Origin of the sequence: Glutamicibacter sp. MNS18 (assembly GCF_026107515.2) — a bacterium.
Lineage (GTDB): Bacteria > Actinomycetota > Actinomycetes > Actinomycetales > Micrococcaceae > Glutamicibacter.
In genome coordinates, this window is sequence record NZ_JAPCHW010000005.1 from 364,941 (window position 1) to 391,427 (window position 26,487).

The window sequence follows — 26,487 nt, forward strand, 5'->3', positions numbered from 1 at the left end:
TTGTCTAAGATCGGGTACATGAGTGAATTCACCGAGTCCGAGTCCGCAGCCGAGGCAAAGTCCGAGCCGGGCGAACTGGTCCAGCCCATCATCCTGCGAATCGACAAGGAAGATCCCTGCGGCCAGGACGAGGGTATTGCCGCCGCGGCGTTGGCCTCGGTGGCCGCGTTCCTCCAGAATCCGGAGAACCCTGCGTGGGGGCCCTGGGCGGCCGGGGCTTTTGCCAAGTCGGTGCGGCGGGCCAACCCCAAGATGTTCGCCAAGGTGCTTGAAGAGTTCGAAGAGCACGCGCTGATCGAGGTCGGGGCTGCGCAGGCCGCGGGTCTGGTGCCACTTCCGGCCAATGCGTTGCCCAAACGGCTGGCCAAGCTCCAGGTCTCCGGGACCGAGCTGCCAGAATCCGGGCAGGTTTTCACCGGACAGGTCCAGGTTGTCCTGGATGGATCCCTGGGCATGTCCACGGGCAAGGCCTGCGCCCAGGCGGCCCATGCCCTGTTCGCGTGGCTGATCCAGGCCGCTCCGGAAACCGTGCAGGACTGGATCGAGGAGGGCGCGACCCTCGGTATCCGGCATATGGATCGCCAGGGTTTCGAACGCGGGATCCAGGATGCGGTTGGACCGGTCATCCGGGACGCGGGACGCACGGAAATCGAACCGGGTTCGGCCACCGCCTACGTCGTGTACACCGGATAGCTCTGGCGCACCAGGGGAGTCCTGTGGCATGGTGGCCTTACCTACCGGCGAAGGAGCACTGCGGCATGGAACATCCCCTGGACCATAGCTTGCCCGACGGCGTGATAAGCCTCGGGGCCGACCAGTTGGCCAGCGATCACCCGTTCAAGCCCGGACGTGTTTCACCCCGGGCACGCTACAAGGCCGAGGATTTCCGGGTCACCGAACTGGCCTTCGACGATGGGGTGGTGCTCAGCGAGCATTCCTCGCCTCATACGGTCATCGTGCAGGTGGTTAGCGGAACCATTGATGTCGAAGTCGGCGGGGGGACCCTCCGGTTCCAGGCCGGGGCCCTGCTGCATCTGAAGGCCGGGGTGGACCATGCGGTCACCGCGGTGGAACCAGCGCGGATACTGCTGATTTTCCTCCACTGACCCCGCTGCTGATCCGGGGTGTCGGGCACCAATGCGCCCCTCCCATCCCGCCCGGTGCCGTGCTGGAGGGATGGTACACCGGAAGCCGCTGCCATGACTCAGGAAGGACCGTCCGGCTTCCCGCTGACAGGGGCGCCATGGCGCTCCCCGAGCCGAACACCGCCGTGGGCAGCTCCTGGCCAACAACCCGGCGCCCGATAGCGGCCAGCATCCCGCCCGCAGCGCGGCTGATCGCCTGCCCGGTCCGCGACTGGCGGCACGGCGGGGCGGATTAGGGTAGCAAAATTTGAATGTTTGACCCCACAAACATTATCCTGAATTTGTGGTCCACAGGACCGCTGAAAGTTGTTCCCGCGACCGGCTGCGCCCGGTGGCGGACTATCGGGACCGGGGTCATATGTCATGAGCGGACTGTCAAGGATGACAGCTGTGCGCCAGCTGCTGGGTGGAATATTCTCCGGCGTGGCGCTGTTGCTACTGGGCGGCTGCACAGCCACTGCCGAACCGACCGCACGTGATGCCGTCGGGGATGAACGGCCCGTGGTGCTGACCACCTTCACCGTGCTGGCCGATATCGCGCAGAACGTGGCCGGCGAGCACCTGCGCGTTGAATCCATTACCAAGTACGGTGCCGAAATCCACGGTTACGAGCCGACCCCGGACGACCTGCGGCGGGCCTCGAATGCCGACCTGGTACTGGACAACGGGCTGAACCTCGAAGCATGGTTCGAGCAATTCGTGACCGATGTGCATGCTCCGCATGTCAATGTCAGCCAAGGGGTCAGCCCGATCCCCATCGCCGAGGGCGAGGCCAGCGGCCATCCGAACCCGCATGCCTGGATGAGCCCGCTGAACGTGAAGATCTACGCCGAGAACATGGCGCGCGCCTTTGCCGAACTGGACCCCGGGCATGCCGCGGAGTACCAGGCGAATGCCGCACGCTACCAGGAGCAATTGCAGCGCATCCATGACGATCTTGTTGCGGACCTGGCCGGGGTGCCCGAAGCCAAACGGGTACTGATCACCTGCGAAGGGGCCTTTTCCTATCTGGCCCACGATGCGGGACTGCAGGAACGGTACCTGTGGGCGGTGAACTCGGAAACCGAAGCCACGCCACGCAAGGTGGCCGCGGTGATCGACTACGTGCGTGAACACCAGGTACCGGCGGTCTTCTGCGAGTCCACGGTCTCCGATGCGGCCATGCAACGCGTTGTCGAATCCACCGATACCCGCTTCGGCGGCTCGCTGTATGTGGATTCGCTCTCCGCACCGGATGGGCCGGTGCCGACCTACCTGGAGATGATCACCCACGACACCCGCACCATCACCGACGCCTTGAATGGAGAGGTCCAATGACCCCGGCCATCGAAGTAGACAACGCCACCGTCCACTACGGAGCGGTGCAGGCCCTGGACCGGGCCAGCCTGACATTGAACCGCGGTACGGTCTGCGCCCTGGTCGGAATGAACGGGTCGGGCAAATCCACACTCTTCAAGACCATCATGGGGCTGATCAAACCCGATACCGGGACCGTGAAGGTCAACGGGCTGGACCCGCAGCTGGCCCGCCGCCAGGCGGCGATCGGCTACGTCCCGCAAAACGAGGCAGTGGACTGGAACTTCCCGATTTCGGTGCGGGATGTGGTGATGACCGGCCGGTACGGCTCCATGGGATGGATGCGTCGTGCCCGCAAGGTCGATCATGCGGCGGTGGATGCCGCATTGGAACGGGTGGGCCTGACAAGCCATGCCGAACGGCAGATCGGGCAGCTCTCCGGAGGCCAGAAGAAACGCACCTTCGTTGCACGGTGCCTGGCCCAGAAAACGAACATCATGCTGCTGGACGAGCCGTTTGCCGGGGTGGACAAGCGCAGCGAGGGAACGATTACCACGCTGCTGCGGGAGGTCGCCGCCGAGGGTGGAAGCGTGCTGATCTCCACCCATGACCTGCATGCCCTTCCCGACCTGGCCGATGAAGCGATCCTGTTGATGACCAGGGTGCTGATGCACGGGAAACCCGAAACGGTGTTGCGACCGGAGAACCTGGCCCTGGCCTTCGGCCTGGATCCGATGAAGCGAGGCGGAAAATGAACCTGATCGAGCTGATTGCCGAACCGTTGGGCTACACCTTCATGGTCCGTGCCCTGGCGGTCACCGTCATCGCCGCCGTGCTCTGCGCGGTGCTCTCCTGTTGGCTGGTGCTCATCGGCTGGTCGCTGATGGGAGACGCGGTCTCCCATGCCGTGCTGCCGGGCGTGGTGCTGGCCTACATCTTCGGGGCACCGTTTGCGCTCGGAGCCATTGTCTTCGGGCTGCTGGCCGTGGCGTTGATCGGCGGATTGCGTGATACCAGCCGGGTCAAGGAGGACGCGGCGATCGGGATCGTGTTCACTACGCTGTTCGCCTTCGGCCTGGTACTGATTTCCGTGACCCCGAGCCACCTGGACCTGAACCATATCCTTTTCGGCAACCTGTTGGGTGTCTCGGCTGCCGATCTCTGGCAGGTGCTGGCCCTGGGCGCGGTGACCTTCGTTATTCTGGTGCTCAAGCGCAAGGACTTCACGCTGTACGCCTTCGACCCCACGCACGCCCACGCCCTGGGCATGAACCCCCGGCTGATCGGCGCGGTGTTGCTGGGCCTGCTGGCCATGACCTCGGTGGTGGCCCTGCAGGCCGTGGGGGTGATCCTGGTGGTCGCCATGCTGATCATCCCCGGTGCGACCGCGTACCTGCTGACCGACCGCTTTGGCCGCATGCTGGTCTACGCGCCGGCACTGGCCGCAGGCGCCGGGATCATGGGCGTCTACGTCAGCTACTACCTGGATGCCTCCACCGGTGGCATGGTGGTCCTGGCCCAGGGTGTGCTGTTCCTGCTGGTGTACCTCTTCAGCCCGCAACAGGGGCTGGTGGCCAAGGCGGTGCGCTTCCGCGCGCGGCAAAAGGCCATCGCCGCGACGCGCTGATTACTGCTCGGTGCCGGAAACCCAGACGGCGTCGGCCGCCCTTGCGCCGAGGACCACGCGCGGGGAGCCCGGTTCCGCGGTGATTTCCACGGTGTCCGAGTAGGGGTCCCCGTCAAAGACGCTGAGTCTGGCGCCGAGCACGATCCCGTTTTCGGAAAAGTACTGCAGCAACTGCGAGTCGGCATCGGAAATCCGTTCCACGACCACCGTGCTGCCGGGAACCGCCTGGCCCAACGGGTGGGCCGTGGGCATCGAGATCTGACCGGCGGCGCTGGGAATAGGGTCCCCATGCGGGTCGCGTGTGGGATGGCCCAGCAGCTCGTCGATGCGTTCGATCATGAAATCCGAGACCGCGTGCTCCAGGTTCTCCGCCTCATCGTGGACCTGGTCCCAGCGGTAGCCGAGCATCTGCACCAGGAAGGTCTCGATCAGCCGGTGCCGTCGCACCATGGCCAGCGCGTAGGCCCGCCCGGTATCCGTGAGCGTGATTTCCCCGTAGGGGGCATGATCCAGCAGGTTCAGCTGCCGTAATTTGGCCAGCGCACCGGACACCGTGGACAGCTTCACCCCGGCACGTTCGGCCACGAAACTGGGCGTGACCGGTTCATCGGACCACTCCTTGAGGCTGAAAATGATCTTCAGGTAATTCTGCGCACTATCCGAAAGCTGGTTGACCGACACGAATCCATCATAGTCAACCAACCCCGAATATGGCTGGCAGCGGTGGAGGGGGCCAGGTCCGGCGGTGTCCCCGATGCGTGGACCGGCAGGTTTCTTGACTCCGCGGAACCGATGCGGCAAGCTGTGAAATCGATTCCATGGAATCGATTTTACAAATGGGCACAGGGGCTTATCGCGTTATGCAGGCAATCACGATCGAGGACGCGGCACGTGCCGCCGGGGTATCACCGGCCACCTCCGCCGCCGCCCGTGCCAGGGTCGAGGCCGCAGCAACCGAACTCGGTTTCCTTCCCAACGCCCAGGCCCGCTCACTTCGCTCCACCAAGACCGATTCCATTGCCCTGTTGATATCCGATGTGCGCAATCCCTACTTCTCGGACCTCGCCCACGCGGTGGAACGCCATGCCCGCGCCGCGGGGCTGGTCACCTTTATCGGCAATGCCAACGAGGACACCGGCCAGCAGGATGGGTTCCTGGCCGCCATGCTCTCCCGGCGGGTGGACGGGTTGCTGATCGTCCCCCAAGGGTTGGGTGAAGGCAGCAATATCCCCAGCGCCATGCTGCAACGCGTGATTGACAGCCCCATCCCCACGGTCTTCGTCGACCGTACCGTGGCCGGAGCCGGCATCCCCAGTATCACCGCCGGCAGCCGACGCGCCCTGGGGCAGGCCGTGGCCGACCTCAAGGCCCGGGGGCATGAACGCATCGCCTTCCTGGGCGGCCCGAAACATGCCTCCACCGCCGAGGAACGGCGCAGGGCCTTTGACTCCGCCTTGCGGTCGAACGGCCTGGTTGTGGATGAAACGCTGCACTTTGCAGGGGACTTTCGACGCATTTCCGGGCGGGCCGCAGCCCGCTGGTTCAGCGAGCACGACCTGTCGCCGACCGCGGTGGTCATCGCCGACGCGCCCATGGCCCTGGGTGCCCTGACCTTCTGGCACGAGGCCGGCGCACGGATCGGGCAGGATTTCTCGGTTATTCAGTTTCGACGAGGTCGATGCCCTGCTGCTGCATGTTCCCCCGATCGCCACGATCAGCCACGACCTGGAACGGATGGGGCAGGCCGCGGTCACTGCCCTGGCCGACCTGATGCAGGCAGCCGAACCCGCCAAGGTTCACCTCGAGAACCGCTACACCCCGCGCGCCTCGGTGGCCACCGCGCCGCATACCGCACCATCGAACAAGGACAATGAACATGGCTGAAGAGAAGCGAGTCCAGGTCACCGTCGTAGGCTCGAGCAACGTGGACATCACCGCCCGGATGGACCGCCTGCCCGGCCCGGGGGAAACCGTGCTGGCCGACTCCTATCGGCTGACCCCGGGCGGCAAGGGCGCCAACCAGGCCCTGGCCGCCCAGCTGGCCGGGGCCCGGACCGAATTCGTTGGTGCGCTGGGACAGGACGAGCATTCGGCGATCGCCTTGGCGCAGTTGCGGCAGGCCGGGGTGCTCCTGGATCGGGTGATCCGCAGCAGCGAGCCCACCGGGGTGGCGATCATCTCGGTCGATGCGCAGGGCGAAAACAGCATCGCCGTGATCTCCGGGGCCAACTCCACGGTTGACGGCACCGCAGTCCGCGCTGCCGGGCCGTTGCATGGCGTGGTGGTCCTGCAGGGGGAAATCCCCGCCTCCGGGATATCTGCCGCCATCGCCGCCGGCACCGAGCGGATCGTGCTGAACCTGGCCCCGGTGATCAAGCTGGAACCCAAGGACCTGGTGCGGGCCGACCCCCTGGTGGTCAATGAACACGAGGCATTCGAGGTCCTTGAACAGCTGGACGCCCGGGCGGCCACCGGACTTGAGGGGCACTATGACCACCTGGCCCACGCATTGCTGGAACAGGGCATCGCATCGGTGGTGATCACCCTGGGTGGAGCCGGGTGCCTCGTCGCGCAACGCGATGGCAGCGGATCAGTCCGGCTGGAGAAGGTACCGGCCCCGAGGGTCGATGCCGTGGACACCACCGGTGCCGGCGATGCGTTCACCGGGGCGCTGGCCGCGCAGCTGGCCAACGGGAAGAACCTGGCCCAGGCGGCCACCTTCGCCACCCGATTCGCCGCCTACACCGTACAGCACCCGGGCGCTCAGGCCTCCTACCCGCGGGACCTGTCGCAGCCCCAGGAGACCGGGTCCGCCCGGACCCAGGAATGATCCGTCAGGCTGAAAACCCCGATCCACACCCCCCGCTGCTGGCAGCACCGGCCACGCTGGGGCATGCTGCCACCGTGGTTGTCGCCGACTGCGGCCTGCCTGATCTCAGAATACTGTCATGACGGAACAAGGACGGGAAACAACCCAACCCGTCATCCGCTGGATGAACCCCAGGGCTGTCGGCTCGGGGTTCGCCAGACCGTCCGGCCCACACACCGCCTGTTGAGGCTGCTGCCATATTCTTGGACATATGACATCAACGGCAGGAGAACACCACGGCATCCTGGCACGGATCGCACCGGAAGCATCCTTGCTGCTGGGTGCCGGCCGGGCCATCCTGTTGCAACTTGCCGATCCGCGGATCGGGACGGCCGTGGTTCGCCATTCGGATTTCGTGGAGAACCCGTTGTCCCGGCTGCACAACACCCTGTCCTACGTGTACGCGCTGGGTGTGGGCACCCCTGCCCAGCGCGAAACGGTGATCAGGTTCGTCAACGCCGCCCACGCCCCGGTACATGCGCCGCGGGACCCGGCCACCGGCACCCCGGCCTATTCGGCCCGAGATCCCAAGCTGCAACTGTGGGTGGCCGCCACACTCTATGATTCGGCCGCTGTGATCTCCCGGCACACGCTCCCTGCCTTGGACGACGCCGCCGAGGAACAGCTGTACCGGGAATACATCTGCCTGGGACAAGCGCTACAGATGCCGGCCGACTACTGGCCCGGCGACCGGGAAGAATTCCGCCGATACTTCCAGGACACTCTGGGAACCCTGCAGGTGGGACCGGAAGTGCGGGAAGCCGCCGAGCAGCTGTTTCTCGGGCGCCACCTGCCCTGGCCGGTCCGGATCTTCCTGCCGTTGGCCCGCGACCTGACCATTGCGTTGCTCCCGGAAGAGGTGCGCGGGCTCTACGGTTATGAACTGACCGCCACGGTCCGGCGGCGGGCCCGCCTGGTGATCAGGCTGGCCCGTTGGGGGAACCGGTTGCTGCCGCACTACGTCCGCCACGCTCCCAAGAGGTACTCATTGCGCAGGGTCGATCGCGGTGCCTTGGGCTGAGACGGCACCCGGTCATTTGCTATGACGTGATTCGCCGGGCGGAAAATCCCCGGGCAGGGTGTCACGTGGCGTGATGATGCGCGGCAGGACCACCAGCAGGAACAACGTGACCAGCATCAGTGGGCCACCGATGAACAATCCCATCTGCCATCCCAAAAGCACCTGGAGCACGAACCAGACACAACCGCTGACGAGCACACCGACACCGACGGCGACCACCTTGGCAACAATATGCCCCAAATGCACCGTGGTGGCCTTGACCCTTTGGCCGAAGAAATGCCGGTGCACGGCCACGGGAATCACCAGCAGGACGATCAGCAGGACTGCGACAACCAGCAACAGCAGGTAAAAGACCTGTTCGCGTGGCTCGACGATCTCGAACCTGGCCTGGAAGGGCAGGATGATCAGGAAGGCCGCCAGGATCTGGATGCCGGTCTGCATGACCCGCATTTCCTGCAATAACTCGTTCCACTGCCGGTGCGGTGCCTGCGGGCTGTCATCCGGCTGTCGGTCTGCGATCATCAGGCCACCTTCCTGGTATATGGTGACCTGAATCCTATATCAGCCTCGGCGGCCGGGTCGCGTCCGCTGCGGTTTGCCCAGGAACCGATTAGCCGATTGCCAGCACCGCGCGGTGTGCGGCTCCATGAACCCGCGGCGGGTGGGAGCCATCGGGAATGGGGGAGCTAGACCCCGGTGACCTGGGCAAAAGGCGGGGTCTGCACACCTTCGGCCACCGCTACCGCGGGGTCGTCACCCAGATGGATGATCCGGTTCTGCTCGTTGACGTGGACTACGGCAGGGGAGTACGTCCGGGCCTCGGCATCCTCCATCTGCGCGTAGCTGATGATGATGACAGTGTCCCCGGGATGCACCAGATGGGCCGCGGCGCCATTGATGCCGATGACCCCGCTGCCGGGTTTCCCGGCGATGGTGTAGGTCTCCAGCCGGGACCCATTGGTCACGTCCACAATGCTCACCAGTTCACCGGGCAGGATGTCCGAGGCTTCCAACAGGTCCGCATCGATCGTCACCGAACCGACATAGTGCAGGTCGGCCTGGGTTACGGTGGCGCGGTGGATCTTGGACTTAAACATGGTGCGTTGCATCAAGGAACACTTCCAAAACAAGGGGGAAACGGAAATCTTGCTCCCCCAAGTTTACGTTGTTTTGAACTGCCTGGCATTAAGGAATATCACGGTCGGCCTTCAGCGGCCGCCGGATGCCAGAACCACACTGCCAGCGGCGGTGCGGCCGACATCCGGCGCGAGCCCGGGGATTTAGCCCATAACCGCCTTCAGCACCCGGGTCAGCTCGCCGCTGTCCAGCAACCGGTACGCGGCTTCGAGATCCGCGGAGAGGAACCGATCCGGTCCCGGCCCGTCAACGGTGCTGCGCAACAGGTCAAGGACCGCACCGGTGACCCGGGCCGGGGTCAGCGGGCGGCGCAAATCCAGGGCACGGGCGGCAACCACGATCTCGATGGCCAGGATGCGGCGCAGGTTGTCCACCGCTGTGCGCAGCTTCCGTGCGGCATGCCAGCCCAGGGACACATGGTCTTCCTGCATTGCCGAGGACGGAATGGAATCAACGCTGGCAGGTACGGCCAGGCGCTTGTTTTCGGCGACCAACCCGGCCTGGGTGTACTGGGCGATCATCATTCCCGAATCGACGCCGGGGTCGTCTGCCAGGAACGGCGGAAGATCGCGCGATCGGGCCGGGTCAAGCATCCGGTCCGTGCGGCGTTCGGCGATCGATCCCAGATCCGCCACGGCGATGGCCAGGAAATCCAGCACGTAGGCCACCGGTGCACCATGGAAGTTCCCGTTCGAACTGACCTGGCCATCAGGCAACACGACCGGGTTGTCAATGGCCGCGGCCAGTTCGCGACCGGCAACGCGTCCTGCATGGTCCAGGGTGTCGCGCATCGCCCCGGTCACCTGGGGTGAACAGCGCAGGGAATAGGCATCCTGCACCCGTCCATCGTTTTCACGGTGCGAGGCCACGATCGGGGAGCCTGCCAGCGCCGCGAACATGTTCGCGGCGCTGGTCCGCTGACCCGGATGAGGCCGCAGCGGAGCATGCAGCTCCGGCCGGAAGACCTGATCTGTTCCCAGCTGGGCCTCCACGCTCATGGCCGCGCTGACATCGGCGATGTCGACCAGATCGGACAGGTCTTCCAGCGCCATGAGCAGCATGCCCAACATGCCATCGGTCCCGTTGATCAGGGCCAGGCCCTCCTTCTCGGCCAGCTCCACCGGCGCCAGCCCGGCTTCGGCCAGGAGTTCCGGTACCGGGCGGAGGTTGCCCTGCCGGTCGGTGGCTTCACCCTCGCCCATCAGTACCAACGCGCAGTGGGACAACGGGGCCAGATCCCCGGAGCAACCCAACGAACCGTATTCGCGGACCACCGGGGTGATCCCGTGGTTCAACAGCCCGACCAGGGTTTGCAGAACCACCGGGCGTATGCCGGTGCGTCCGCTGGCCAGGGTCTTGGCCCGCAGGAACATCAAGGCCCGAACCACCTCGTGTTCCACCGGCTGGCCCATGCCCGCGGCATGGGACCGGATCAGCGACCGTTGCAGCTTGGCCCGATCGGCGGACGGGATATGGCGAGTGGCCAGGGCGCCGAAACCGGTCGAGACGCCGTAAACCGGGGTATCGCTGGCCGCCAGGGCATCGATCTGCAACCGCACCCGGGCGAGCTCGTCAAGGACCTCGGTGGAAACCTCCACCTGTGCATTGTGACGCGCAACCTTAACCACGTCGTCGGCCGAAATTCCTGTTAAACCCAAGGTCACTACGGTATTCATGAGAGTCGTATCCATTTTCCATTCCCGTTGCTAAGACTTCTATAAGGACTTAACCCTCATCATTGGATACTTTGGTAAATAAGGGTCGCCAATTGGAGACACTCTGTCCGGTATTTCGGACACCATGGGCGGCCCGGCGAGAAGGATGGGTAGGCATGGGGGCGTTAACCCGATATTCACATTCGAGGTCGTTGCGGGGGCGGTGGGGCATCCCTGCCGACATCGTTGGACGTTCTGCGGTAACTTAGCGCGCCAATAGCCCAACCTGGAGGAAGATCGCATAGTCTTCGTACACCAGTGGTCAAAGGCGACAGCTGGTACAGGAACAGTGCGGTAAACGAGCAGTAAATAACGAGAGAAAGACCGACGACCGTGGATACTGGGATAGTCAACCACACCGCAAGCGCAACGGGGACACCTGAAAGCGCATGGCGCCGACGCAAGGACGCGTGGGAGCACTTGGGCTACATCCTAAGCGAAGTGGTTCGGCATTTGGGTGAAAAAACGGATTCTGGCACGCTGGTCAACGAAGCCAGGCAACTGATCGGCCTGATCGCGGCGATCGAACCCTATTGGGCCACACCGGGGATCAGCTATTTCAACGATATGGTCAAGGCCCTGGAGTCCGACGACTATTCCACTGCGCTGGAAAAGGTGTACCTGGTCAATAAGACCTTCCGTTCGCAGACCCAATACATCGAGCCGGAAAACAATGGCCACGAGGTCGAAGACGAAGAAAAGAACAGCTTGAAGGCCGAATCCAATGAGCGTTTCGCGCCGGTGGTCGAAGTGCTGTTGGTCGACAACGGTCGTGCCGAGGAAATCGAGGGTTTCAAGCAGGAAATGCTTGACCAGCGCCGGAGCACGGACAAATTCAACTACAACTTCGTCGTGGTGCCCAGTGTCGAGGATGCCCTTGTTGCGCTGGTGATCAACCCGACCATCCAGACCTGTGTCCTGACCCCGCGATTCGAGATCAATACCAAACGCAAGCTCAGCAGCGCCCTGCACGGCTACATCCAGCGCCAAACCGCGGGACGGTTCAGCAGCAGGAAGCCGATGGGTCTGCTGATTGATCTGGAAAGCACTATCGCCAGACTGCGACCCGAGGTCGCGGTCTACCTGGTGGCCGGGGTGGCGTTGGAATCCCTGGCTCGGGAGATGACCGGTCGATTCCAGCGTATCTTTTCCCGCAACGACGGCATGGATCTGCACCTGTCGATCATCAACGAGATCCTTTCTCGCTATGAGACGCCGTTCTTCACGGCATTGCAGCACTACGCACGCCGTCCTGCGGGGGTCTTCCATGCCATGCCGATTTCCCGGGCCGGCTCGGTCCAGAACTCGCCGTGGGCCCGGGACCTGGTGGATTTCTATGGAATCAACCTGTTGCTGGCTGAAACCTCGGCCACGTCGGGGGGACTGGACTCGCTATTGGACCCGCACGGATCGATCCGTGAAGCGCATGAGCTGGCTTCACGTGCTTTCGGTTCGCACCTGACGTATTTCGTCACCAATGGGACATCCACGGCGAACAAGATCGTGCACCAATCGATCCTGGCCCCGGGGGATATCGTCCTGGTCGACCGGAACTGCCACAAGTCCCACCACTACTCGCTGGTGCTCGCCGGCGCCCATGTGAAATACCTGGAGGCATATCCACTGCAGGAGCATTCCATGTACGGCGCGGTGCCGTTGAGCGAGATCAAATCGACGCTGCTGCATCTGCGACGCGAGGGCATGCTGCACAAGGTCAAGATGATCACCCTGACCAACTGCACCTTTGACGGAATCATCTACGACCCGCGCAGGGTCATGGAAGAATGCCTGGCGATCAAGCCGGATCTGGTGTTCCTCTGGGACGAAGCCTGGTTCGCCTTCGCCGGCTTCCACCCGATCTACCGCAAGCGCACCGGCATGTCCGCTGCACGTACCCTGGAAAGCTCCATGGGCACCGCTGAGTACCGTCGTCGCTACAAGCAGCAGGTCCAACGGCTCCCGGAACCGGGAACCAAGGACAACCCGGCCAATGATGACGCTTGGCTGAACACCCGGTTGATCCCCGATCCCGAGAAGACCCGTCTGCGCATCTACTCGACCCAGTCCACGCACAAGACCCTGACCTCGCTGCGGCAGGGATCGATGATCCATGTATACGACCAGGATTACGTAATCCGTAACTCCAACTCGTTCCGCGAAGCGTACATGACCCATACCTCCACCTCGCCGAACTACCAGATTCTGGCTTCATTGGATATCGGGCGGCGGCAGGCGGAGCTGGAAGGCTACGCGCTGGTGCAACGCCAGGTCGATCTCGCGCTGTCGGTGTCCAAGGCCATTGCCCGCCACAAGCTGTTGCGCAAGTACTTCAGCATCCTGGACAGCCGTGACCTGATTCCCCAGGAATACCGGGTATCGGGCAATGCCAATCCGGTGCGTGATGGATTGGCCTCATGGGACGACGCCTGGGAGACAGACGAATTTGTTGTCGACCCCAGTCGCCTGACCTTGGACATCAGCCGGACCGGGGTGGACGGAGACACCTTCAAGCACACTTATCTGATGGACGGCCATGCGATCCAGGTCAACAAGACCAGTCGCACCAGTGTGTTGCTGATGACCAATATCGGTACAAACCGCAGCGCGGTGTCCTACCTGATCGAGGTGCTGATCAAGATCGCCACCGATCTGGAACACCGGCGTCGGCTCGATGGTCGATCCGCGGAAGACCTGAAGGCCTCGGCGGCCTTGAAGGTCCCGCTGCCGAACTTCAGCTACTTCGCCCGCGCCTTTGACGGCGGTGCGCAAAGTGGTGACATGCGCAGGGCCTACTACCTGACGTACCGGGACCCCGCGACGACCTTTCACCTCTCGGACGGGATCCGTGAACGCATCGCGGCCGGCCAGGAAGTGGTCTCCGCGGCCTTCGTGACCCCGTACCCGCCGGGTTTCCCGGTGCTGGTCCCCGGACAGGTGATCACCACCGAGATCCTGGACTACATGGACATGCTAGATACCCGGGAGATCCACGGCTACCACCGCGACTACGGTTACCAGGTGTTCACCTCGGAAGCGGTGGCCGAACTGGAAGCCACGGACCGCCGGAAGTAGCGGATACCGCAAAGCCCGCAGCCCCCGCACCGGACAGGGTGCAGGAGCTGCGGGCTTCCTGCTCAGTGCAACGGCAAACGGACCGACACCGAGGTCCCGTGCCCGTCGCGTGAGCGCAGGATCAGCGCACCTCCGTGACGCGCCACAATCACCTTGACCAAGGCCAGGCCGATACCCGAACCGGGCATGTCGCGCGCATTGGATCCCCGGGCGAGTTCCTCCAGAACCAGTTCCTGCTCATGATCCGGTATGCCCCGGCCGGTGTCGGCGATATCGATGATGACCCAGCCATCGAGCTCCTGGGCGGTGATCTCGATGCTGTCCCCGGGTTGGGAGTACTTGATGGCATTGCTGAGCAGGTTCTGCAGGCTCAGGCGCAGCAGATCCGGATCTCCCTTGAGCAGTGGCAGTGGCCACGGTGCCCTGGGCAGGTGCAGGGAGATCTTGCGTTTTTCGGCGTCGGTACCCTGCGTGCCTTCGGCGGTGTCATCCAATACGTCGCGCAACAGGGATTCGAGGTCCACGTCGATTCGTTCCAGCTGGGCCACTTCCAATTCGGCCAGTCCGCGAAGGTCACCCACCAGTCGTGAAAGCCGCCTGGTTTGAGTGGCCACGCTTGCCCAGCTCTCCGCATCCGGTACACCGTGTTCACTGCCGCTGACGACCGTCTGCAGTACCGTCAATGGATTCTTCAGTTCATGGTCCAGCCGTTGCAGCAGGCGGCGACGGGCCTGATCGCCCTCCTGCTGGATCCGGACGCCGAGGTCATCCAGCTTCCGCCGCAGCCGTTGGCGTTGCCGCAGGGCCACCGCGCAGCCTGCGGTCGCCACTGCGCCCAGAAGCAAAGGAGCCAGCCAGAACGGGATCAGGATTGACAGGTTCAGGTCGCTGGCCACCATCACAGCCAGCACGCAACCGCCGATGGCAAGCAGGGGGACAAGCCACAATCCCAGGCGCAATCCGCGATCGGACCGGCGAGGCGTGTCAGCCACGTCGCACCTCCCCGGCGAAACGGTAGCCCTGGCCCGCAACGGTTTGCACCAGGGTCGGTGCCGCGGCGTCATCACCGAAGGCCTTGCGGATTTCGGCGATCCTGTGATCCACGGCCCGGGTGGACACCGCGAATTCGAATCCCCACAGGGACTCAAGCAGACGTTCCCGGCTGTGGACCTCATCCGGGCGCGTCATCAGGTACTCCAGCAGGGTCAGGGCCTTGGGCGTCAACATGATCTCCGTGTCCTCGTTCCAGACGCGCCGTGCCAAACGGTCCAGCTTCAGGGTGCCGGTCCCGTGGTCAGCCACCAGGATCTGGGCATTTCCCAGGGCGTGGGTTGATGTTTGGAGCCGGCGCAATACCGCGCGGATACGGGAGAGCAGTTCCTGGGGAGCAAAGGGCTTGTTCAGGTAGTCGTCGGCGCCCTCATCCAAGGCGGCGGAGCGTTCATCGGCTTCGCCGACCACGGTCAGCAGGATCACCGGTGTCCAGTCCTCGCGTTGGCGCAAGGTGCGCAGTAGGGACCGCCCATCCAGGAAGGGCATCATCACGTCGGACACGATTACCTGGACCGGATGCCTGTCCATCACCTGCAGGGCCTCGACCCCGTTGCCAGCGGTCAGTACCTCCAACCCGCTACGCCGCAGGTAACCGCCCAAGGTGGCCAGGATATCCTGTTCGTCATCGACCAGCAGGACCGAAGCTGCGGAAGTGGTATTCATGTCTCCATTGTCCTTCAACCGGTGCCGGAGCCGGGACGCCACCAACGGCGTTCCGGCTCCGGCGTGAACTGCTTGGGTTCCTGCGCTAGAAGGACAGGTCCGTCGTGCCCAGGGCATCGTGTCGCAGTACGTTATCCGATCCGCGGTCGACGATATCCGGATCGTCTTCGTGGACCGGGTTCCAGCCGACCACGTTCTCCGAGCCGTGGACCTGCACGTCATCCAGATCCTGGACGGCAATAATGTTGTTGTTGCCGCGGATGCGCAAGTCGTCGACCTCCACTATGGAGATGGTCAGGTTGTTTCCGGTTACGATCACGTCATCGCAATCCCCGGTAATGCTGATGATGCTGTCGCTGTCCGAGACCGTCAGGTCATCGGCATCATCCCGGCCCGACGCATCGTCGTCGAGGCACTCGAGTTGCGTATCGGCCGCCTGCACGATGCTGTTGAACAGCGAATCGAAGTCCGTTGGCCCGGTCTGCTGCGCAGCCGGATCGGAGGCGGTGGTGGGTGCGGCGCTGGTATCCCCGGCAGGAGCGCTGTCCCCGGTCATTTCAGCGGAAGGGCTGGTGATCGGGGCGCTGGAGGTCGGAACGTCGTTTTCGGGCTGGACCGTGACACAACCGCTCAGGCCGACCGAGGCCAGCAGTACAACCGCCAGGCTGAGTCCGGCACTGCGCAATGTCTTGTTTTCCATGGGAAGGCTCCTTCTGTACACCGGGCGGAGAATCCGCCGAACTGGACTTGCTACTACCGAGCCTAGGGGTTCCTCAACGGCCAGTGGTCGCTGACCTGTTCCAGAGCTGTCTCAATCCTGCGACAAGCTGTCGCGTAGCGGCCGGGACAAAACCGTGGGGAGGGTGGGAACCGGTCTGCCGGTCCCTACCCTCCCCTGCGGATTAGCCCGTTGCCTTAGCCATCGTCACCGGAGATGGCCGCACCATCCTCGGTCGCCCCGCCCTCGTCGGTCCAATCATGCCCGGTGTCATCGGAGAGTTTGGGATCCGAGACGTGGTCCTTGGCCTTGGACTGTTCGGCGTTTTCGGGAATATGTTTTTCACCCATGGTTAGCTGCTCACTTTCTGTCGGTTGGCCGTTGGCGGACAAAGACCTGGCACCTAGCGTTCGGGCTCGGTGCCTGGGTCGGGCGGGAGCGGTGGGGCGGTCGGATCCAACGGCGGCTGGCTCGGCGCTGTCGGGTCGGTGACCGGACCCGGCGGAGCCGTCGGGTCACTGGGTGGGGCCCCTGGCCCCGTCGGATCATCCGGAGTGGTCGGTGGTTCGGTGGGATGTCGGTTGTCCACGATATTCCTCCTTGTCCTGCCGGCGGTACCGGCTGGTGTCACCGTTCTCGGCTCGTGTGCCACGCTACCGACTGATCACCTCAGGCTGAACGGCTGGCGTCGGTTCCAAGGAAATTGCCAGCTAGGTCCCGCCCGGTACCCAGCCATTCGACGGGGAAGACCATGCCGGGCCGGTGAATCTTGGAAGAGCATGGGAGTTGAAGCCGGTGGTTCATAGTCACCGTTCTTCGGCGTAGAGTGCGAAATGAACCCCGCTGGCCATGCGGCGCGCGGGGAGGAATATCGCGTGAATGCGAACCACAGAGGGAAGGAACGAACCTTGTCTGATTCCGTAGAGAAGACCCCGGCAGGAAAAACCGCAAGGGAAAATGTCGAGAACGGTTTTGTGGCGACAGCCGAGCTGCGTGACGCACTGCAATCGGTACTGGTCAACCTGATTGACTTACAACTGGTGGCCAAGCAGGCGCACTGGAATATTGTGGGCCCCAATTTCCGCGACCTGCATCTGAACCTGGATGAAGTGGTCAACATCGCCCGGCAGGGGTCGGACGAGGTTGCCGAGCGAATGCGGGCACTGCACGCTACCCCGGACGGGCTGGTGGGAACCGTCGGGAAGTACACCGAGATCGAACAGCCGACCACCGGTGAGATCCTGACAACCAACGCCGTGGACCTGATGGTCAAGGCCGTACAGGCTACCGTCGGGGTGATGCGGCGGGTTCATGATGCCGTGGATGAAGCCGACCCGACCTCGGCCGATATCCTCCATGGTTACATCGCCCAGCTGGAACAGCAGGCCTGGTTCATCAGCGCCGAAACCCGTCACCCCTGATCGTTCAGGACCCGATGAAAGACCACGCGCCCTCCTTGTTCAGGAGGGCGCGTGGCGTCGTTTAAGCCGGGCTGACAGGACCAGCAGTTCTTCGGGGCCTGGTTGCACTTCGGTACCCGTAACAACGGTCAGTAGCCGTCCTGGGTCTCATGCCAGTCCAGATCGTCCTCCTCGTTGTTCCAGGAGGAGTCCTCGCGCCGGATGCGTAGCGTGGAACCCTCATCGATCCACAGGCTCTGCATCCGGGTGTCGGTCTGGTCATTGTCAGGTTGCGGGTAGGTGACCAGCACGCGGCCTGCCTCCCGGGCGATCACCTGCGCGTCAACCAACTGGCCATCGATTTCCAGTTGGACATATCGGAAATGACCGTGGTCGGACTGCTCTGGCGCCGACTGGTCGTGGGAGTGATCCATCTGACAAGTCTGACAGACCACGCGGCCAACGAGTGGACGGGACGCGAAACCGTCAGCACTTTCCCACCGTTCCGCTACCGCAGGGAAACCGGCACCGGAACTCAGCCGGTACGCCGCCGGCCGTGGAAGCGTTCGACCAATTGCCCTGCGGTGTGCCGCAACGGGGCCAGGATCTTCTCGTGGTCATCAACAGGCACTCGGTCGGCCAGGAACGTGACGGCCAGTGCTGCCACCGGCCAATTGGAGTTGTCCACGATGGCCACTGCCAGGGAATGGAAATCCGCGGTGACATCGCCCTGCTCGATGGCATAGCCGCGTTCTTCAGTCAGTAGCAGTTCGCGGCGCAGTGATGCGTAGTCGGTAATTGCCCCATGGGCCGGTCCACGGCTGATGAAATCGGAAGCCCGCGGATACAGGGCTCGAACCTGGGACTTGGGTAGCTTGGACAGGATCGCCCGACCCGATGCGGTCAGGTGTGAGGGCAGGCGGACACCCACATCGGTGACCAGTGAGGGACGCGACTTGGCACGCTCCTCGACGATATACAACACATCGGCACCGTGCAGGACGGCCAGATGTGCGCTTTCACCCAACCGGTCCACCAGCTGGGCCACCAACGGCGCACCCAGTCGGGCCAGCGGTTCCTGGCGGGTATACGCGCTGGACAGTTCGAAGGCCGAAAGCCCCAAACCGTAGGCCTGCTCTTCCGGGTAATGGGTGGCGAATCCCTGCTCCACCATCTCGGTCAACAACTGGTAGACACTGGAGCGCGGCAAATCCAGCAGGGTGGCGATCATGGCCGCGGGGGTGGGGGACTTCCGGCTGGCCAGGAGCTTGAGCACGCGCAGGGTGTTGCGCGCCGCCGGAGTCTTGCTAGCCACGCGCCCCTCCTTGCCATCTCGACCCCACCACTACCGGTCCCCGGCCAGCAGCGCGGCTAGTTCGCCGGTGTCCGGCGGATTGGCTCCGGCCCGGGATACGGTCACTGCGGCGCTCGCCGTGGCGCATCGCAGCGCCTTTTGCACCGCCGTGGATTCCAGGATGGAAGGACCCTCTCCGCACAGCGCCCGTGCGACCGGGGAATCCAGGATCCCGTGCAGCAAACCGGACATGAACGCAGCCCCGGCCCCGACCGTGTCATCGATCTGGGTGACCCAGGCCGCCTGGGTGAAGGACTGGCCGGCGGTGCGGGCCATGCAGCCCAGGGCTCCGCGGGTGAGCACCACCAGTTGTGGCCCCAGATCCAGGACATGCTCCAGCACGGCAGCGGGATCCATGGCGGGGTACAGCCAGCAGGCATCGGATTCGCTGAGCTTGACCACGTGGGCCAATCGCATCATCGTCTCAACACGTTCGAGCACAGCATCGTGGTCCACCGCCAGCTCGGCACGGATATTCGGGTCGTAGCTGCGGATTTGGGAGGGCGGCGAGTTCCTGAACGCCGCCAAGACCTTGGAACCACCCGGTTCCAGCCAGGAGCCAATGGACCCGGCATGCAGCAGAACGGTTCCCGGGGCCACCACGTCATCGGGAAGGTCCCAGGTGATGTTGAAACGGTAGCTGGCCCGTCCGTCCCCATCCAGTTTCACCTGGGCCTGGTTGGTGGCCACCAAGCGTTGGGTGCCATCGGCCAACTGCACCCCGGCTTCGCGCAGGTGTCCGGCGATCATCGCCCCATGTTCGTCCAAGCCGAATTCGGTGTGGAACATGACCTGGTGCCCCAGGCGGGAGAGCCCCACGGCAACGTTCAGCGGTGAGCCACCGGGAAAGGGCTGCCGGTTGACCACATCGACCAGGGATTCGCCAATTACAGAAATACGAGCCATGTCTGCATCCTATGCGGCAATGCCGGGCGGGGGAACCTGCCACGGTTCCCGGGAAATACTCCCGGTGGTGCCGTGGCGCTCTACCCCGGGGCGGCGAAATCCCCATAGGCTGGGGCACAACACCCCGTCAGCCTGGATCACGGAAGGGGCAACACATTGACCGACCACGATATCAACGAACTGCTGCAGCGTTGCGCCAGCCTGCCCTACGGGGCACAGCTGAACGAGTTGCTGGACCAGGCCCTCCAGTTGGCTGAGGAAGCGCAGGACGTGCGGGCCGAATACCGTGTCCGGTTGCTCCAAGCCGATGCCTGCGCCATGACCGGGGATAGCACCGGTTTGCTCGGGAACTTCCGTTGGTGCCTTGACCACTACGACCAGGATCCGCACACCTACCCTTCGGATCCGGGCGATGGTGCGGACCTGCTCTGGCAGTACAAATGGATGACCGCGGTGCTCAGCGCGGACCCGCAGATCCCCGCGGAGGACATCCACGGCCTGTTGGAGGAAATGCACAGGCACTACCAGCGGGCCGGGATCGGCGACTCGGCGGTGCTCACTGCCCGGTTTGAGGTGGCTTTCGCCAACGGCTGGATGGAACAGGCCGCCGAGATCCACGCCCTGCTGCAACAGGATCGTGGCGACGAGTATTCGCATTGCGATGCCTGTATCCGCTCACTGAACATGTCCTACCTGCTGGCCACCGGCAAACCGGACCAGGCCCTGGAGTTGCTTGATGAGCTGCTGGCCAACGATCTCAATTGCGGGCAGGAACCAGCCAACGCGATCGCAGTGGCCCTGGTCCCGCTCCTGCGGGCGGGCCGGATCGAAGAGACCAAGGCCCTGCATGTGCGCAGCTACGAGGCCGCACGCAAGGACCCGGACAACCTGGGCCTGGTAGCGCACCACCTGAAGTACCTGGTGGTGACCGGAAACCTGGGGCGGGCGCTGGCCGTGGTCGAACGCCACCTTCCGTGGCTCGCCCATGACCCCATGGCCCAGCGTGAACACCTGGCCTTCCTCAGTTCCCTGGGACTGTTATGCCGGACAGCCACGGATCTGGGCTTGGGCGAGGTCGCGGTGCGTGGCAGCGAGCTGCCGGGGCTGGCCGAATTCTTCGGACCCCACGACGAGCCGGTGCCGATGACCCGCCTTGGCGCGCTGGCCTGGGACGCCGCCTACGACCTGGCGTCCCGGTTCGATTCCCGGAATGGAAACGGCTGGACCACCGGGCAAGTCCACAGTGTGGCCGCACTGGTATCCGGGCAGTGGGATGTGGAATGGGAGACCGATATCTGGCTGCCTCTGCATCAGCCAGTCGGCACCCCGCAGCATGCGGTGGACTTCTTGCGTCGTGCCCGGGAGCGTACCGCTTGCGGTGATACCGCCGCGGCTTTGGCCGATGCCCTTGCAGGACTGGACCGCCGGCCGTCCGCGGATGTGGCAGCAGGTCTGCACCAGCTGGCCATGATCCTGGAGCTGGGCGCCGGTCGTGAAGAGCAGGCCGAACAGCAGCTGGAGGACTACCTCCGGGCGTTGACGAAGGCCGGCTACCGGCCGCTGGCCGACATGTTGGGAACCTACGGCCTGTCCATCCATCGTGACGGGACACAGGAACAGCTCTCCGCGTTGTTGCATGCCCAGGGTGCAGGGCACCGGGACACGACGACCCTGGTCTATATCGGCACCTGGCTGTCCCATGCCCGGATGCGCCACGACCAGTTCGACCTGGCCCAGGTCTGCACCGAGGGAACCCAACTGCGCGCCCTGGAACTGATCCGGTCCCGGGCCGGCGACGATGTGCGCGACTCGCTACTGCACAACCTGTATTCCATCCGGATCATCCAGGCCTCGGGCCACGGCAGCGTAGGGCAGATCGAGCCACTGGTGCGCGCCTGGCGCAGGTACAACCCGACGGACAATTCGCTGGCCCAGGTGCATTACTTCCTGGCGCAGCTGGCCGGCGAAGCCGCGGATAGCGAGACGGCGCTGGACTACGCCACCCGGGCGCTGGCGGTTTTCAACGGCTACAATGACCGCCATCGGGCGATTCTCGCCGCGGATTTCAGCGCGACCCTGTTGCTGGAATCCGGGCAGCCGGACCGGGCGAAGGAACGGCTGCGTTTCGGGCTGCACCAGGCGGAACTGGCCGAGAGCGACCAACGGCTGGCCCTGCTCTTCCGGCTGGCCCAGCTGCATCTGGATGGCGGGGAACCCCATGAGGCACTGGATTACCTGACCAGGGCACAGCAGGAGGCCGGAGACCTACTCAGCGTCGCCGAGCAGGCGGAAATCCACGACCTGATGGGCGAAGCGCACGGATTGAGCGAGCGGTTCCAGGACGCGGCAACGCACTGGGAACAAGCCACCGCCCAGTTCGCCGTGGCGGGTCAGGCCTTCCGGCAGATGCAATGCGCGGAAAAACTGGTCAACGTCCACTTGCTGACCGGGTCATTTGCCCAGGCCCAAACCCTCGCCGAACGGCTGGTGCCGTTGGGCGAGTCGCTACGGGAGGAACACGGCATCCAACCGGAGCTGAACGCGCTGATGCTGCTGGCCACCGTGCAGGAAAGCACCGGAGAAGGGGACGCGGCGCAGAGCTTCACCGCAGCCACCGAATTGGCTGCCGAGTACGGGCAGATCCAGTTGCAGGCACAGATCATGGTCAAGCACGCGCAATGGGCCGGATCCGCGGACCAGGACCTGGGCCTGGCGGTCAGCCTGATGTTGCAGGCAGCCCACTTGTTCGAGACCCTGGAGCAGCAGTCCAATGCCGCCCAGGGGATCGGCGCCGCGGCCAGCTACCTGGCATTGGATGGGCGACATGACGAGGCCGTACTGCTTTTTGAACAGTCGTTGCACCTGCCGATCGAGGACCGGCTGGTCGAACGGACCCTGCGCCTGCGGCTGGCCGATTCGCTGGAGGCCCTGCACAAGCCGGAGCAGGCCGCCATCCAGCGTGCACTGGCCGCACAGCTTGAAGGCCAGGAGCAGTAGCCCCTGCGATGACAACGGGTTAGACGTTCAACCGGTAGCCGCGCTTGATCACCGTGACGATCAGATCCGAGTGCGGAAGGCCGCGGCGTAGCCGGCTCAACGACATATCCAGCACATGGCGTGAGGTCAGATTCGGCAACATGGCCCCCAGCTCGTCGCGCGAGACCACCGCGCCGTTGGATTCCATCAGGCAACGCATGATCTCGGCCTGGGCGGGGGAGAGCTCGCACTGCTGACCCTCGATACTCAGCGTCCGTCCGCGCAGGGTGCACGGACCGTAGACCGTCTGGCGGGTCAGCGTGCCTAGCGAGGACAGATGGTCAACCAGCTGACCGATCATGGCGCCCATCCGGTGGCGTTCGGGCACGAGCACGGAGATGATACCCGCCTGGTGCAACGGGCTGGCGGTGACCGGGCCGACCGTGGCCACCGCGACGCGTTCCTCCAGGGAACGGATCAGCGCGGGGGTCCGGTTGCGGTGGCGTGCCGCGGCGAGCAGGGCATGGACGCTGGGGGCACTGGTGAAGGTCACCGCATCGAAGTGGGCGGCGCACAAGCCGTCCACCAGCTTGCCCACTTGCGGATCCATGGCCGAATCCATCCAACGGTAGGGTTCGATCCGCACGATGCTGCCGGCTCCCATGCCACGCAGGCCTGCGATCAATCCCAGATCCTGGTCCCCTTGCAACTGGATGGCCACTGTCGCCCCCGCAACCTGCCCTTCCAGGTGCGGCAACACCGACGCGGCGATGCCATCGGCGGCGACCGCCTCGGCATGGAAACCCAGCGCCCGTACCGCACCGTGTGCCTTGGCGCCACGGACAAACAGCCGGCACTGGCTGATGACCTCGCTGAGCCGGGGACCCAATCCGGCTGCCTCGGCCGTGTCGAACCAGCGGCGCAGGCCGTAGGCGGTACAGATGACCAGGAACTGCGGACGCAACGTGATCATCCGCAGGGTTTGTTCCACCAGAGCGGCCTCGTCATCCAACGGAGCGAGTTTGAGCAGCGGGACATGCTCGACCTCGGCACCGCGGCGGGTAAAAGCCTCGATCAGCTCGTTCGAACGGCGGTCGCTGGTCACCGCGATCCTGAAACCGTCCAGGGGCGTAATTGGTGAACTCATGCGGTGGCCTTTGCTCGACTTTCGGTGAACTGTCCCAGGGTCAGGGGCAGCCGGGCGACCTCACCGATCACAATCACGGCGGGGTTGGCGCAGTGCTCCTCGCGGGCCCTGGCGGTCAGCGTGGACAATGTGGCGTGGGTGGTCTTCTGCCGTGCAGTGGTGCCCTGCTCCACAATGGCGCACGCGGTCTGCGCGGGCATCCTGCGCAGCAGCCCGGCCACGGTATGTTCCAAGGTCCCCATGCCCATGAGGATCACGATACTTGCCCCGAGCCCGGCCAAGTGGTCCAGCTCGCCGTCGCTGAACGGATCGTGACCGGAGATCACCGTGAATCCCCGGGCAATCGACCGGCTGGTCACCGGGATCCCGGCTGCGGCCGGAACCGATATGGCGCTGGAGAGCCCTGGAACCACGTGGACGCTGATCCCGGCTGCGGTGGCCGCGGCAACCTCCTCGAATCCCCGGCCGAAGACGAACGGGTCCCCGCCCTTGAGCCTGGCCACCTGCTGCCCTTTCAGCGCGGCGGCGATCATCTGCTCCTCGATCTGGCGTTGCGTGACCTTGTGGTGGCCGGGCTGCTTGCCCACGTCCACCAGCTGGGCCTGCGGTGCCAGCTCGTGCAGGTGCTGCCCGGGACCGAGCCGGTCGTGGAAGACAACATCCGCCCGTTGCAGTGCCGTGACGGCTCTCAGCGTGAGCAGATCCAAGGCCCCGGGACCGCCGCCGACCAATGTCAACGACCCGGCCAGGGGGCTCGGTTCCCTGATACTGACCGGGATCCCGCGACTGTGGGCCGCAGCAGTCAGCAGGGCGAAACGTGCAGGGTCCTTATCGCAGATGACCAGCAATCCGGCGTGCCGCAACCGGGCCAGCCCCTCCCAATCATTGCTCACGCGGTGCACCACCGCGCTCTCGGCTTCCAGCTGGCGGCCTGCGTGCCGGGCAGCGACCCGTTCACCGGCCAGCAACACCGTGCACCCGGCAAGGTGGAGCATTGGGGCGATCATCGGTCCGACACCTCGGGCAAAAGCAGTGCCTGCAACAGGGCATCGAGGGGTACTATGCTGTGTTCGCCTGAACTTGTTGTCATCGGAATCTGCCGACTTTCATTCGTGAATAAGGGATGAATTGAAGTCTAGAAGTCCCGGTTTGCCCCGAAATTTCGCATTTGTTTCCGGTGGAATAAATAAGTGCTCCCTGCGACGGATACTGGGCTTTGAATCCATGTCATACGAGGAAAACGCCCACTTCAAGCCCCTTTGTACGCAACTGGATCGGTTTTACATCCCCGCAACAATTCAGCGCAGGTAGCTGAAACGTTGCTGTTCTAATCTTGGATTACGGCACGGGAGAACCTGCCGGATCACCTGCTGAAAGGGAAATTAAATGAACATCATTCACGATGGGCAAACCTCCCACGGCATCGTCGTGGATCCCGCCTGGAACATCGGCGGCATCACGGGGAACGCGGTGTCCGGTTCCCGCGCCGTAACCGGTTGGGCGTTGTCCTGGCGGCATGGGAACACCGTGCCGGATGGCCGGATCAAACTACACGTGTGCCGCTCGATGACAGGAGTCAGGACATGAGTGTGCATAGCCTTGAACGGGACCGTGCCGCGGAAAACCGGATTGATGCTCCGGCCCTGCTGGCCATATCCCATGGTACCGACCATCCGGTCGGCCAACGTCTGGTGGGCGCACTGGTCGCCGCCGTGCAACCCTTGCTACCCGATGTCACGGTGCAACCCGGATTCGTGGATGTGCAACAACCCCAGGCCGGGGAGCTGGTGCTGCGCCATGCATCCGATACCCAAGCGCCCTGCCTGGTTCCGTTGCTGCTTTCGCGGGGCGTCCATGTGAACGACGATCTGGCCGCAGCAGCCGCCCGGAACTCCGGGGTAAAAGTGGCCCGAGCGCTGGGACCGGACCCGGTACTCGCACTGGTGCTGGAACGGCGTCTGGTACAGGCCGGATGGCAGCGCGGTGAGCCGGTGATCCTGGGCTGCGCCGGAACCCGCGATCCGGGCGGACTGGAGGACTGCCACCAGATGGCCCGGCTGCTGGAGCAACGGTTGGAGACCATGGTGCGTTGCGCCTTCGTCTCAGCATCCGTTCCAGAACTGAGTAGGGTCGTCACCGAGGCCCGCCAAGCCCACCGCGGGCGGCGGATCGTGGTATCCAGCTATCTGCTGGCACCGGGTTTCTTCTGGTCGCTGGCCGGGAAGACCCAGCCGGATATCCTGACCGATCCGATCCTCAGCGAGAACTATCCGATACCCCACGAACTGGCACAACTGGTTGTCCACCGCTACCGACAGGCAACGATCGGCTGACACCGGCATCCGGAAGCGGATCGCAAAATCCAGTGAGCGGATACGCGAACCGATC

26 protein-coding genes and 1 pseudogene are annotated in these 26,487 nt (G+C 64.2%); 14 read left to right on the plus strand and 13 right to left on the minus strand.

Translation table 11 applies throughout. From position 1 onward, the window contains the following. Positions 1-18: 18 nt before the first annotated feature. From OK351_RS09460 to OK351_RS09480, 5 genes are all read left to right on the plus strand, one after another. Positions 19-693: a peptidyl-tRNA hydrolase gene (locus OK351_RS09460; RefSeq protein WP_265158276.1), complete on the plus strand. Its 675-nt coding sequence runs from the start codon at positions 19-21 to the stop codon at positions 691-693. A gap of 65 nt (positions 694-758) precedes the next feature. Beyond that, positions 759-1,106 (plus strand): cupin domain-containing protein, encoded by a 348-nt coding sequence (locus OK351_RS09465; protein WP_265158278.1) that lies wholly within the window; start codon positions 759-761, stop codon positions 1,104-1,106. A gap of 402 nt (positions 1,107-1,508) precedes the next feature. Further along, positions 1,509-2,462, plus strand: a complete 954-nt coding sequence (locus tag OK351_RS09470; protein ID WP_265158280.1) for a metal ABC transporter substrate-binding protein — start codon at positions 1,509-1,511, stop codon at positions 2,460-2,462. Continuing rightward, positions 2,459-3,196: a metal ABC transporter ATP-binding protein gene (locus OK351_RS09475; RefSeq protein ID WP_265158282.1), complete on the plus strand. Its 738-nt coding sequence runs from the start codon at positions 2,459-2,461 to the stop codon at positions 3,194-3,196. The genes OK351_RS09470 and OK351_RS09475 overlap by 4 nt, the downstream gene beginning before the upstream one ends. Continuing rightward, positions 3,193-4,068, plus strand: coding sequence for a metal ABC transporter permease (locus tag OK351_RS09480; RefSeq protein WP_265158284.1), 876 nt, complete (start codon positions 3,193-3,195; stop codon positions 4,066-4,068). Before OK351_RS09475 ends, OK351_RS09480 begins: the two co-directional genes overlap by 4 nt. Here OK351_RS09480 and OK351_RS09485 read toward each other — a convergent pair whose 3' ends face one another. Next, complete coding sequence (locus OK351_RS09485; RefSeq protein WP_265158286.1) at positions 4,069-4,749, minus strand: metal-dependent transcriptional regulator; 681 nt, start codon at positions 4,747-4,749, stop codon at positions 4,069-4,071. It abuts the gene before it with no gap. Between the two features lie 179 nt (positions 4,750-4,928). Between OK351_RS09485 and OK351_RS09490 the strand changes: the two are divergent. The 4 genes and pseudogenes from OK351_RS09490 to OK351_RS09500 form a co-directional block, all read left to right on the plus strand. Continuing rightward, positions 4,929-5,711: pseudogene (locus tag OK351_RS09490) on the plus strand (LacI family DNA-binding transcriptional regulator); the annotation flags it as partial. A gap of 70 nt (positions 5,712-5,781) precedes the next feature. Continuing rightward, positions 5,782-5,952: a hypothetical protein gene (locus OK351_RS17945; RefSeq protein ID WP_371931412.1), complete on the plus strand. Its 171-nt coding sequence runs from the start codon at positions 5,782-5,784 to the stop codon at positions 5,950-5,952. Continuing rightward, positions 5,945-6,898 carry a ribokinase gene (locus OK351_RS09495; RefSeq protein WP_371931408.1) on the plus strand — a complete coding sequence of 318 codons (954 nt, stop codon included), beginning with the start codon at positions 5,945-5,947 and terminating at the stop codon, positions 6,896-6,898. Before OK351_RS17945 ends, OK351_RS09495 begins: the two co-directional genes overlap by 8 nt. 250 nt (positions 6,899-7,148) lie before the next feature. Further along, complete coding sequence (locus OK351_RS09500) at positions 7,149-7,958, plus strand: oxygenase MpaB family protein (protein ID WP_265158292.1); 810 nt, start codon at positions 7,149-7,151, stop codon at positions 7,956-7,958. 12 nt (positions 7,959-7,970) lie between these two features. On the opposite strand, the gene OK351_RS09505 is transcribed toward OK351_RS09500, so the two are convergent. From OK351_RS09505 to hutH, 3 genes are all read right to left on the minus strand, one after another. Then, the gene (locus OK351_RS09505; protein ID WP_265158294.1) at positions 7,971-8,480 is read right to left on the minus strand and encodes a DUF6328 family protein; all 510 of its coding nucleotides are present in this window, start codon (positions 8,478-8,480) and stop codon (positions 7,971-7,973) included. Positions 8,481-8,644: 164 nt separating this feature from the next. Beyond that, positions 8,645-9,067: an aspartate 1-decarboxylase gene (gene panD, locus OK351_RS09510; protein WP_265158296.1), complete on the minus strand. Its 423-nt coding sequence runs from the start codon at positions 9,065-9,067 to the stop codon at positions 8,645-8,647. 171 nt (positions 9,068-9,238) lie between these two features. Beyond that, entirely contained in the window at positions 9,239-10,771 is a 1,533-nt protein-coding gene (gene hutH, locus OK351_RS09515) for a histidine ammonia-lyase (protein WP_265158298.1), read from the minus strand. A gap of 492 nt (positions 10,772-11,263) precedes the next feature. Here hutH and OK351_RS09520 point away from each other — a divergent pair, with 492 nt between their 5' ends. Then, on the plus strand, positions 11,264-13,882 hold the full coding sequence (locus tag OK351_RS09520) for an aminotransferase class I/II-fold pyridoxal phosphate-dependent enzyme (protein WP_265158300.1): 2,619 nt from the start codon (positions 11,264-11,266) through the stop codon (positions 13,880-13,882). Between the two features lie 62 nt (positions 13,883-13,944). Here OK351_RS09520 and OK351_RS09525 read toward each other — a convergent pair whose 3' ends face one another. The 4 genes from OK351_RS09525 to OK351_RS09540 form a co-directional block, all read right to left on the minus strand. After that, a complete protein-coding gene (locus OK351_RS09525; RefSeq protein WP_265158302.1) occupies positions 13,945-14,874 on the minus strand; it encodes a sensor histidine kinase in 930 nt (309 codons plus the stop codon). Then, positions 14,867-15,598 carry a response regulator transcription factor gene (locus tag OK351_RS09530; protein WP_265158304.1) on the minus strand — a complete coding sequence of 244 codons (732 nt, stop codon included), beginning with the start codon at positions 15,596-15,598 and terminating at the stop codon, positions 14,867-14,869. The genes OK351_RS09525 and OK351_RS09530 overlap by 8 nt, the downstream gene beginning before the upstream one ends. Before the next feature lie 85 nt (positions 15,599-15,683). Next, the gene (locus OK351_RS09535; protein ID WP_265158306.1) at positions 15,684-16,298 is read right to left on the minus strand and encodes a DUF3060 domain-containing protein; all 615 of its coding nucleotides are present in this window, start codon (positions 16,296-16,298) and stop codon (positions 15,684-15,686) included. A gap of 215 nt (positions 16,299-16,513) precedes the next feature. Beyond that, positions 16,514-16,666, minus strand: a complete 153-nt coding sequence (locus OK351_RS09540; RefSeq protein ID WP_265158308.1) for a hypothetical protein — start codon at positions 16,664-16,666, stop codon at positions 16,514-16,516. A gap of 558 nt (positions 16,667-17,224) precedes the next feature. On the opposite strand from OK351_RS09540, the gene OK351_RS09545 reads away from it, so the two are divergent. Continuing rightward, positions 17,225-17,737, plus strand: a complete 513-nt coding sequence (locus OK351_RS09545; RefSeq protein ID WP_265158310.1) for a Dps family protein — start codon at positions 17,225-17,227, stop codon at positions 17,735-17,737. A 128-nt stretch (positions 17,738-17,865) separates the two neighbouring features. Here OK351_RS09545 and OK351_RS09550 read toward each other — a convergent pair whose 3' ends face one another. From OK351_RS09550 to OK351_RS09560, 3 genes are all read right to left on the minus strand, one after another. Continuing rightward, the gene (locus tag OK351_RS09550; RefSeq protein ID WP_265158312.1) at positions 17,866-18,150 is read right to left on the minus strand and encodes a hypothetical protein; all 285 of its coding nucleotides are present in this window, start codon (positions 18,148-18,150) and stop codon (positions 17,866-17,868) included. A gap of 101 nt (positions 18,151-18,251) precedes the next feature. Beyond that, a complete protein-coding gene (locus OK351_RS09555; protein WP_265158314.1) occupies positions 18,252-19,031 on the minus strand; it encodes an IclR family transcriptional regulator in 780 nt (259 codons plus the stop codon). Between the two features lie 30 nt (positions 19,032-19,061). After that, positions 19,062-19,976, minus strand: a complete 915-nt coding sequence (locus OK351_RS09560) for a PfkB family carbohydrate kinase (protein WP_265158316.1) — start codon at positions 19,974-19,976, stop codon at positions 19,062-19,064. A gap of 156 nt (positions 19,977-20,132) precedes the next feature. Between OK351_RS09560 and OK351_RS09565 the strand changes: the two genes are divergently transcribed. Next, positions 20,133-22,973: a hypothetical protein gene (locus OK351_RS09565; RefSeq protein ID WP_265158318.1), complete on the plus strand. Its 2,841-nt coding sequence runs from the start codon at positions 20,133-20,135 to the stop codon at positions 22,971-22,973. Between the two features lie 19 nt (positions 22,974-22,992). On the opposite strand, the gene OK351_RS09570 is transcribed toward OK351_RS09565, so the two are convergent. Both OK351_RS09570 and cobA read right to left on the minus strand, forming a co-directional pair. Then, positions 22,993-24,099, minus strand: coding sequence for a uroporphyrinogen-III synthase (locus OK351_RS09570; protein ID WP_265158320.1), 1,107 nt, complete (start codon positions 24,097-24,099; stop codon positions 22,993-22,995). Then, positions 24,096-25,094 carry a uroporphyrinogen-III C-methyltransferase gene (cobA, locus tag OK351_RS09575; RefSeq protein ID WP_265158322.1) on the minus strand — a complete coding sequence of 333 codons (999 nt, stop codon included), beginning with the start codon at positions 25,092-25,094 and terminating at the stop codon, positions 24,096-24,098. The genes OK351_RS09570 and cobA overlap by 4 nt, the downstream gene beginning before the upstream one ends. Before the next feature lie 391 nt (positions 25,095-25,485). Here cobA and OK351_RS09580 point away from each other — a divergent pair, with 391 nt between their 5' ends. After that, entirely contained in the window at positions 25,486-25,686 is a 201-nt protein-coding gene (locus OK351_RS09580; protein WP_265158324.1) for a hypothetical protein, read from the plus strand. After that, complete coding sequence (locus OK351_RS09585; protein WP_265158326.1) at positions 25,683-26,432, plus strand: sirohydrochlorin chelatase; 750 nt, start codon at positions 25,683-25,685, stop codon at positions 26,430-26,432. The genes OK351_RS09580 and OK351_RS09585 overlap by 4 nt, the downstream gene beginning before the upstream one ends. Positions 26,433-26,487: the final 55 nt, after the last annotated feature.